The 1,673-nt window shown below is 74.4% G+C and carries 2 protein-coding genes; both read right to left on the minus strand.

Going from position 1 to position 1,673, the window contains the following annotated elements; genetic code table 11:
• Positions 1-223: 223 nt before the first annotated feature.
• On the minus strand, positions 224-394 hold the full coding sequence (locus tag AB0E96_RS40950; RefSeq protein WP_359831904.1) for a hydrophobic protein: 171 nt from the start codon (positions 392-394) through the stop codon (positions 224-226).
• Between the two features lie 80 nt (positions 395-474).
• Positions 475-1,443: an LLM class F420-dependent oxidoreductase gene (locus tag AB0E96_RS40955; protein ID WP_359831906.1), complete on the minus strand. Its 969-nt coding sequence runs from the start codon at positions 1,441-1,443 to the stop codon at positions 475-477.
• Positions 1,444-1,673 lie beyond the last annotated feature (230 nt).

The raw sequence follows: 1,673 nt of genomic DNA on the forward strand, positions 1-1,673 counted from the left end.
GGCCGTTCGCGGTCAGCCCCGCGGCGCGACCCGCAGCGCGAGCAGGGCGATGTCGTGAGCCGGCCCAGCAGCGTCCCGGGAACCGGCACCTGCGGATCGCCGTGGACGACGCGGACCCGCTCCACCCGGCCGGGGCGCCGTCCGGCTTCTGCTCGGAAACACCGGTACCAAAAGGCGGGGGCGGCGTCCCGCGCGGACGCCGCCCCGGGGTGTCGGGCCGTGGTCACCACCGGTACCAGCGGCCCCGCTCGCCGGCCCGGGTCGTTCCCCGTGCGAGGAAGCCGAGCAGCCAGACGGCGAGCACGGCGAGGGCCACCCACCAGAGCACCTTCAGGGCGAATCCGGCGCCGAACAGGAGCAGCGCGAGCAGCAGGACCAGCAGAATCGGGGCCATCGTTCGTACCTCCTCGGAACGGGGGTGTGTGACGGCCCTCCTGCCCCCGCGCGGCGGATGCATGCGCCGGGCGTCCGCGGTCAGAACGCGGAGCGCAGGGCCGGCAGCAGGGTCTCCTCCGCCCACCGCAGGAAGGCGGGCTGGGAGTCCCCGCCCACCTGGATGAGGGCGACCTCGTCGAATCCGGCGTCGACGAACGGGCGGACGGCCTCGACGAAGTCCTCGACCCGGTCGCCGCAGGGGACGGCCTCGGCGACGTCCTCGGGCCGGACGAACCGGCTCGCGGCGGCGAAGCCGGCCGTTCCCGGCAGCTCGGCGTTGACCTTCCAGCCGCCGCCGAACCAGCGGAACTGCTCGTGGGCCCGCCGGACGGCCTCGTCGCGGTCGCGGTCCCAGCACACCGGCAGCTGGCCCACCGCGGGCTTCCCGGCGCCGCCCCGCTCGGCGAAGGCGGAGACCAGCCCGGCGTCGGGTTCCACCGCGATCACCAGGTCGGCGAGCCGGCCCGCCAGGGCGCACGAGTCCGGGCCGGACACCGCCATGCCGATCGGCGGCGGCCGGTCCGGGAGGTCCCACAGCCGGGCGCCGACCACGTCGAAGTGCTTTCCGCGCCGGGTCACGTACCCGCCCCCGAACAGTGCCCGGATGATCTCCACGGCCTCCTCGAACATCTCCTGGCGCACCGGGGCGGCCGGCCAGCCCCGGCCCACCACGTGCTCGTTGAGGTTCTCCCCGCTGCCCAGGCCCAGCCGGAAGCGGCCGCCGGAGAGCAGTTGGAGCGTCGCGGCCTTCTGGGCCACCACCACGGGGTGGTAGCGGAAGGTCGGGCAGGTCACGTAGGTCATCAGGGGGATCCGCGAGGTGGCCTGCGCGGCCGCGCCCAGGACCGCCCAGGCGTACGGGGCGTGGCCCTGCTCGTCCAGCCAGGGGAAGTAGTGGTCCGACACCACCGAGAAGTCGAAGCCCGCGCGTTCGGCGAGCACCAGGTCGGAGACGAGGCCGCAGGGGCCCCGCTGCTCGGTCATCATCGTGTATCCGATCTGCACCATGGTCCCGCGCCTGCCCGGTGGGCCCCGGTCGTTACGCGCGGACGCGGGATTCGCCCGATCGCAGCAGTGATCGCAGCAGTGGAGGCCGTCCGGCGGGGCGAGGCATGAACGGGCGGTGCGGGGTTAGACGAGGGGGCAACCGCGCGATCATCGCCGAGAACCTGCCGTTGTTCGACGCCTTCTTCGCGGAGTTCGCCGACCTCTTCGAGTGGCGCGCGCCGGACGGCGGC

It is taken from the genome of Kitasatospora sp. NPDC036755 (genome assembly GCF_040636595.1).
GTDB lineage: Bacteria > Actinomycetota > Actinomycetes > Streptomycetales > Streptomycetaceae > Kitasatospora.